The following is a 7,685-nucleotide window of genomic DNA, read 5'->3' as shown; positions in this document are numbered from 1 at the left end:
TTTATTCGATAGATATATAATAGGTTTTGTTTTCCTATCTAAATTTTATCTATCTATTACTGCCTACTAGACAATCCCTCTGTCAGCTATCGCTGACATCTCCCTTTACACAAGGGAGACTGGATGGTTTCTACTAATTCTAAATATCTATCACAAAACAAGGTCTGTTCTAACTCTACAAATCCCAATTTATCAAATTTATCTTTACCCACAGACAAAATTGAAAAACCCTAATTTGCAGAACTAACTTACCTTAACCCAAAATCAAAATTAAAAAATCAAAATTAAAAAACAAAATTGAAAAAATCAAAAATCCAAAGGTCATATATCCAAACTTTATTTCATAGTAATTATGTGTAACAAAACAATCGGAGGAAATAAAATGACAGATTATTTACCTGAAGGACGCAGAATTGATACATACGAAAATTTGGAGCAACTTTCAAGTCTAAAGTCCCTAAATGATGCTATGCGTGACGGAAAAATCCTTGAGGCTAGGGCAACTGTATGTGACCAAAGCCACAACCTAATTGTTGACCTAGGGTTTATGAAGGGAATTATTAGGAGAGAGGAGGGTGCTATCGGTATAAGAGAAGGAAAGGTAAGAGATATTGCAGTTATTTCCAGGGTCAACAGACCTGTTTGCTTTGTGGTAAAAGGCTTTACAAAGGACTCTAAAGGCAACAATATTGCAGTGCTTTCAAGAGAAGAAGCACAAATCAGATGCCAAAATAATTATATCAGTAAACTGAAAACCGGTGATATTATTGATGCAAAAATTACCCACCTGGAAAATTTCGGTGCATTTGCAGATATAGGTTGTGGCATTGTAGCACTAATTCCTATTGATTCAATTTCAGTTTCAAGAATAGAACACCCTAGAGAAAGATTTTCTGTAGGGATGAATATTAAGGCTATAGTTAAGTCAATTGACGGTGGCAGAATCAGCCTATCTCATAAGGAACTTTTAGGCACATGGGAAGAAAATGCAAGTAAATTTACACCGGGAGAAACAGTAGCAGGTATTGTAAGAAGTGTTGAGTCCTACGGTGCATTTGTGGAACTTTGTCCTAACCTTGCAGGCTTAGCCGAAAGCAAAGAGGGTGTTAAGGTAGGAGAACAGGCATCTGTATTTATCAAGAGTATTATTCCGGAAAGAATGAAAATCAAGCTGATTATTATTGATACCTTTAAATATGAATATAATCCTAAAGAACCTGAATATATGTATCAAGGCAACCATATTGATACTTTCTTATACAGTCCTGAAAATTGTGATAAAACAGTAATATCTACCTTTTAGTTTCAGTTGAATTTTCCTTGTTTCTGTGTTAATATTTCTTTATATATATTAGAAATGAGGATTATCGTGGAAACTGTGCTTTTGATTATACTTTCAGTAGCTATTGTTGCAATGGCTGTTGTATTAGTTATAGTTCTTTCAAAGAATAAAAATAATAATATTGATGATGCAATATATGATGCATCCAAAAAGCTAAATCAAGATACTGTTAATAGTGTAAAATTAATGTCTGATATGATAAATCAGAATCAAGTGAATATGGCTGAAAACCAGAAATTTCAGCTACAACAAATGGAAAATAGGTTAAAGACCTTTTCAATGGAAAATGAACAGAAACTAGAGAATATCCGTTCTACTGTTGAGAAAAAGTTAACCTATATGCAAGAGGACAACAATAAGCAACTTGAAAATATCAGAACTACCGTTGATGAAAAACTTCAAAATACTTTAGAGAATAAGCTGAATAAATCCTTTGAAACTGTAAGCAAGCAACTTCAACAGGTTTATAAAGGTTTGGGAGAAATGCAAAACCTTGCAGTAGGTGTAGGGGATTTAAAGAAGGTTCTTTCTAATGTAAAGACAAGAGGTATCCTTGGAGAAATTCAGCTTTCTGCAATTCTAAAGGAAATTCTTTCACCTGAACAGTATGAAGAAAATGTTGCCACAAAGAAAGGTAGCAGAAATGTGGTAGAATTTGCAATTAAGCTACCTGCTGATGATGACAGTTTTGTATATCTTCCTATTGACAGTAAATTTCCGGGAGATACATATGCAAAGCTGGTTGATGCAATGAATAGTGGCAATAAAGAAGAAATTGAAGTTTGTTCAAAAAATCTTCTGAGAACTATCAAAAGTGAGGCTAAAGATATTCACGATAAATATATTTCACCACCAAATACAACAGAATTTGCAATTATGTTCCTACCATTTGAGGGACTGTATGCCGAAGTTGTAAACCGTGGTATGGTGGAAGTTTTGCAGAGAGAATATAAGGTAAATGTAGCAGGTCCATCAACAATGGGTGCATTGCTAAATTCTTTGCAACTTGGTTTTAAAACCTTAGCAGTACAAAAGCGTAGTGCAGAGGTATGGCAAATTCTAAATGATGTTAAGAGAGAGTTTGATACTTTTGCAGATGTACTGGAGAAAACTCAAACAAGACTAAATCAAGCTAATACTGAACTTGATAAGCTGGTTGGTGTTCGTACAAGGAAAATCCAAAGTCAGCTTTCTAAGGTTCAAAAGTTAGAAGAGAAGAACTAAGTTTATTAACTATTACTGAACAATCAGTATATTTAAGTATATTTACTTGAAAAAGAAGTTTATTTGGGGTAGAATTACCCTAGGAGTGATAAAATGAAAAGAATAATATCAATGTCATTAGTCCTAGCATTGGCTATTGTTTTCACAACTATACTTGGTGGTTGTGGCAAGGTTGATGTTGAGGATATTACATTGTCAGATAAATGTGTAAAACTACAACTAAAAGATAAATTTGAACTTTCTGCAACTGTTACACCTAAAAATGCAGCAGAGCCTATGGTGTATTGGGATACCTCAGACTCTTCTGTTGTAACGGTAAAGTCAGGTGTACTTACAGCAGTAGGTGAGGGCAAAGCAACAGTAAAAGCCTTTACAAGTAACGGTGTAAGTGACGAATGTAAGGTTACTGTTGATAATGTTTTGGCTTCAAAGCTAACACTGAATAAATCTAAGTTTACATTAATGTTAGGTGCAACAGAAAATCTTGTTTATACTATTACACCTAAGAATGTTACTAACAATTCTATTGAATGGGAAAGTAGCAATACAAAAGTAGCTACAGTTGAAAACGGCAAGGTTACAGGCAAAGATGCAGGTGAATGTACAATTACTGCAACAAGCTCAAACGGACTAAAAGCTAAATGTAAGGTTATTGTAAAGGTTAAGCCTACAGGTGTTGTTATTAATAAACATTCTGTAAATGTGGGTACTAACAAAAGTGTTCAGCTTTCTGCAACAGTTAAACCTGACAATACTGCATATAAAGATGTAATGTGGGAATCATCAAATGAGTCTATTGCTACAGTTGACAGCAAAGGTAAAGTAACCGGTAAAAAGACAGGTTCTTGCAAAATCTATGCTACTACTAAGAATAATAAGTATGACTACTGCAAGGTAATTGTAACTCAAGAAGATTTGAAGTTCTCAGGTAACGGCAACAAAACTTTATCTAATGTTACTGTTACAAAAGGTGTTTATGCAATTACAATGACCCATGAAGGCAAAGGTACATTTACTGTAATAGGTTCTGATGGTGATGGCAGAGTATATACATATGTTGATACTACCGGTAAATATACAGGTACTAACCTTTATGCTAAAGGTAAAAGTGACGGTATAGAAGATGCAACAATCAAGGTCGCTGCTACAGGTAAATGGACTATTAAGATTAAAGCTATAACATATGACGGTACAGACAACATTACAGGTAGTGGTGAATGTGTATCAAAAATGTTTACAGGTACAGATAATAAGCAAACCGTTAAGCTAAAGAACAAAGGCGATGATGACTTTACTGTATTTCTATTTGATGAAACAGGTAAGCAGATAGGTGTTCTTTGTGATGAAATTGATGATTACGAAGGTACAGTAAGCGCAACATTAAATAAGAACAAAAGCTACTTTATAGTAGTTAAGTCAAGTGGTACTTGGTCAGTAGACTTTGGTTCAGGTAGCAAGGTTACAAAAGTTAAGAATACAAATTAATGAATGAAAATAATCCCTCCGGGCAATACTTTTATTAAAGATTGTCAGGGGGGATTTTTTTGCAGTATAACAAGGTTGAGATTTGTGGTGTAAATACCGGCAAATTAAAGGTGCTAAAAGAAAAAGAAAAGAAAGAACTTCTGAAAATTATGAGGGAGGGAAATGAAAAAGAAAGAAAAGTTGCTAGGGATAAAATGATTAAAGGCAACCTACGACTTGTACTTTCGGTAATTCAAAGGTTTACCAATCGTGGAGAAAACCTTGATGACCTTTTTCAAGTAGGTGTAATCGGTCTGATAAAGGCAATTGATAACTTTGATACAAGTCTTGATGTTCGTTTTTCAACATACGGTGTACCTATGATTATCGGTGAAGTCAGAAGATTTCTAAGGGACAACAATGCTTTAAGGGTTAGTCGCTCAATGAGAGATACTGCCTACCATGCTATGCAGATAAAAGAAAAGCTAATAAATAAGAACAACAGAGAGCCTACTGTGGAAGAAATAGCAAAAGAGATGAATGTACCTAAGGAAACTGTAGTTCTTGCTTTAGAAGCAATTGTAGAGCCTGTTTCACTGTATGAACCGGTGTTCTCGGACGGTGATGATACAATCTATGTTATGGATATGCTAAGCAACAACAATTCCGACAGTAATTGGCTGGAAGAAATTTCTTTTAAAGAATCATTAAAGAACCTTAGCGATAGAGAAAAGAAAATACTTTCACTGAGATTTTTTAAGGGCAAAACCCAAATGGAAGTAGCCAAAGAAATCGGCATCAGCCAAGCCCAAGTATCACGAATTGAGAAAGGTGCTTTAAATCAAATAAAAAAAGATATGTAAAAATATAAAACCTCCTTTACTTTCAAAATTTAGTGTGTTAAAATTTTAGTGTGTGAAAGTAACGGAGGTTATTACTTATGAACAATAAAATAAAAGACGAAGCAACTGATTTGCTTTTTAAGGCTATTTTAAGCCTAAAGAATGAAGAGGAATGTTACAACTTTTTTGAGGATTTATGTACAGTTCCTGAGCTAAAGGCAATGTCACAAAGAATTGTTGTAGCCAAGATGTTAACTGACAAAAAGGTGTATAGTGACATTGTAGCAAAGACCGGTGCATCAACTGCCACAATCAGCAGAGTTAACCGTAGCTTAATCTATGGTAGTGACGGTTACGAAATGGTTTTCGGCAGAATTTTTGATAAAAAAGAAGATAAAGCTGAGGATAAATAAAATGCCATCTTACGAAATGTTTGCTGATTTTTACGATAGCTTAACAGATAATGTTGAGTACGAAAAACGAGCAGATTATATTGTTAATGTTCTTGAAAAGAATTTTAATCACGATTTAGGACTAACCCTTGATTTAGCTTGTGGCACAGGTACAATGACTATGTTGCTTAAAGAAAAAGGCATTGATGTTTATGGTGTTGACGGTAGCTACGATATGCTTACCGTTGCTCAGCAAAAGACTATGGAAAAAGGTCTTAACATTCTTTATTTGTGTCAGAGGATGGAGTCCCTTGACTTGTATGGTACAATTGATACTTGTATTTGTACCTTAGACAGTCTAAACCATATTGTGGATGAAAAGGTTTTCACTAAGGCTATAGAGAGAGTTTCTCTGTTTATGAACAAGGGTGGTTACTTTTTGTTTGACCTAAATACCCTTTATAAGCATAGAAAGGTTCTGGCTAACAATTCCTTTGTATTTGAAACAGATGAAGTTTTCTTGGCATGGCAAAATACCTTGCAAGAAAATGACATTGTGGATATTGACCTTGATTTCTTTATTAAGGAAGAAGATTTGTACGAAAGATATAGCGAAAGTTTTAGTGAGAGAGCCTATTCTCTTGAATTTGTGGAAAAGGTTTTAAAAAAATACAACTTTGTTGTTGATGGTGTCTTTGGAGATTTAACTACAGAACCACCGAAAGATAACGAAGAAAGAATTATTATAATAGCAAGGAAAGTTTGATTATGGATAAGATTACAAGATGTATTACCCATGATGGAGCAGTTATGGCTGCTGCCATTGACTCAACAGAAACAGTTTTTACTGCACAAAAAATACATAACACTTCACCTGTAGCTACAGCAGCACTAGGCAGATTGCTTTCTGCCACTTCAATTATGGGTGCAATGCTAAAGAACCCTAAGGCTACTTTAAATTTACAGGTAGCAGGTGACGGTGAACTTGGACTTGTTACAGCAGTAGCAAATGCTAAAGGTCATGTTAAAGGCTATGTTTCTAACCCTAATTGCCCTACCGAATATTATGAGAACGGTCATATTAATGTTGGTAAAGCAGTAGGTCATGGTACACTTAATGTTATGCGTGATGAGAGTGCAGGTGAACCTTATATTGGCAGAGTGCCTTTACTTAGTGGTGAAATTGCTGAGGATATTGCAAGCTACTACGCAACAAGTGAACAGATTCCAACAGTATGTGCCTTAGGTGTATTAATTGATAAAAAAGGTATGGTTCTTGCTTCCGGTGGTGTACTGCTACAGATGTTACCCGGTGCTTTTGAAAGTGATATTGACAGAATAGAAGAAAATCTAAAGTCAGTACCTAGTGTTACCCAAATGTTGGCTGATGGGTTAACTCCTGTTCAGATGGCAGAAAAATTTCTAAAGGGTTATGAAGTTGATGTTCTTGATGAATATGAAGTAGGCTATTACTGCAATTGTAATAGACAGAAAATCGAGAACATTGTTACCGGTATGTCTAAGGAAGAACTTGAAGATATAGTTAAGAACCAAGGAGAACTTCAGGCAGAATGCCATTTCTGCAACAAAAAGTATGTATTTACAAAGGAAGAATTACAGAAGATAATCGACACTAAATAACACCCTTAAAAATTTTTTTAAAAAAAATTAAAAAAAGTGTTGACAAATAGAAAGAAATACTGTAATATAATGCTTGTCGCTGATGAACAACAAAAAACACGGCGACAATGTGGGAGCATAGCTCAGCTGGGAGAGCATCTGCCTTACAAGCAGGGGGTCACAGGTTCGAGCCCTGTTGTTCCCACCAAATTTTGGCCCGGTAGTTCAGTTGGTTAGAACGCTAGCCTGTCACGCTAGAGGTCGTCGGTTCGAACCCGATCCGGGTCGCCAAAATTTGCCTCTGTAGCTCAGTCGGTAGAGCAGGGGACTGAAAATCCCCGTGTCGGTGGTTCGATTCCGCCCGGAGGCACCATAAATGCGGATGTAGCTCATCTGGTAGAGCGCCACCTTGCCAAGGTGGAGGTAGCGGGTTCGAGCCCCGTCATCCGCTCCACTAAAAAGCACTAAACCTCAAACCTTTGGTGCTTTTTGTATTAAAAGTCAATATGGCGTCATAGCCAAGTGGTAAGGCACGAGTCTGCAAAACTCTGATTCCCCAGTTCAAATCTGGGTGACGCCTCCAATTAAGAGCCAACCCAATAGGGTTGGCTTTTTACTTTTGTTTTTTTATTTAGTTGTCCGTAAAGGTTAATTCGATAAATTTGGGTTTGCCAATTCTTATTGTGCTAATCTAAAAACAATTCAACAAATTTAGGTTTGTAGTGCTAAATGTAAAGTGTTAAATTTTAGCAAATAAGGCTCCCTTGTGTAAAGGGAGCTGTCGCTTGTAAATTGGAAGAA

The 7,685-nt window shown here is 35.7% G+C and carries 7 protein-coding genes and 5 tRNA genes; all 12 read left to right on the top strand.

Translation table 11 applies throughout. The annotated features are described in order from the left end of the window. Positions 1 to 382 precede the first annotated feature (382 nt). The 12 genes from WMO18_RS10240 (at position 383) to WMO18_RS10185 (ending at position 7,467) form a co-directional block, all read left to right on the top strand. A complete protein-coding gene (locus WMO18_RS10240; RefSeq protein ID WP_022504795.1) occupies positions 383 to 1,303 on the top strand; it encodes a S1 RNA-binding domain-containing protein in 921 nt (306 codons plus the stop codon). A gap of 66 nt (positions 1,304 to 1,369) precedes the next feature. Further along, positions 1,370 to 2,566 carry a DNA recombination protein RmuC gene (locus WMO18_RS10235; RefSeq protein WP_348982024.1) on the top strand — a complete coding sequence of 399 codons (1,197 nt, stop codon included), beginning with the start codon at positions 1,370 to 1,372 and terminating at the stop codon, positions 2,564 to 2,566. Positions 2,567 to 2,659: 93 nt separating this feature from the next. After that, positions 2,660 to 4,051: an Ig-like domain-containing protein gene (locus WMO18_RS10230; RefSeq protein WP_367286581.1), complete on the top strand. Its 1,392-nt coding sequence runs from the start codon at positions 2,660 to 2,662 to the stop codon at positions 4,049 to 4,051. A gap of 59 nt (positions 4,052 to 4,110) precedes the next feature. Continuing rightward, a complete protein-coding gene (sigG, locus tag WMO18_RS10225; protein ID WP_022504798.1) occupies positions 4,111 to 4,893 on the top strand; it encodes an RNA polymerase sporulation sigma factor SigG in 783 nt (260 codons plus the stop codon). A gap of 77 nt (positions 4,894 to 4,970) precedes the next feature. Then, positions 4,971 to 5,285 (top strand): YerC/YecD family TrpR-related protein, encoded by a 315-nt coding sequence (locus WMO18_RS10220; RefSeq protein WP_211148081.1) that lies wholly within the window; start codon positions 4,971 to 4,973, stop codon positions 5,283 to 5,285. Between the two features lies 1 nt (position 5,286). After that, a complete protein-coding gene (locus tag WMO18_RS10215; RefSeq protein WP_211148080.1) occupies positions 5,287 to 6,030 on the top strand; it encodes a class I SAM-dependent DNA methyltransferase in 744 nt (247 codons plus the stop codon). 2 nt (positions 6,031 to 6,032) lie between these two features. Then, complete coding sequence (hslO, locus tag WMO18_RS10210; protein ID WP_367286580.1) at positions 6,033 to 6,905, top strand: Hsp33 family molecular chaperone HslO; 873 nt, start codon at positions 6,033 to 6,035, stop codon at positions 6,903 to 6,905. 111 nt (positions 6,906 to 7,016) lie between these two features. Then, a tRNA-Val gene (locus tag WMO18_RS10205) sits at positions 7,017 to 7,092 on the top strand. Between the two features lie 6 nt (positions 7,093 to 7,098). Next, a tRNA-Asp gene (locus tag WMO18_RS10200) sits at positions 7,099 to 7,175 on the top strand. 6 nt (positions 7,176 to 7,181) lie between these two features. Next, positions 7,182 to 7,257: transfer RNA gene (locus tag WMO18_RS10195), tRNA-Phe, on the top strand. A gap of 5 nt (positions 7,258 to 7,262) precedes the next feature. Continuing rightward, positions 7,263 to 7,338 (top strand) — tRNA-Gly (locus WMO18_RS10190). Positions 7,339 to 7,392: 54 nt separating this feature from the next. Then, positions 7,393 to 7,467 (top strand) — tRNA-Cys (locus tag WMO18_RS10185). Positions 7,468 to 7,685 lie beyond the last annotated feature (218 nt).

This window comes from Ruminococcoides intestinihominis, assembly GCF_040096285.1.
Lineage (GTDB): Bacteria > Bacillota > Clostridia > Oscillospirales > Acutalibacteraceae > Ruminococcoides > Ruminococcoides intestinihominis.
The sequence above is the reverse complement of the archived record's forward strand: the minus strand, read 5'-3'. Positions and strand labels throughout refer to the sequence as shown.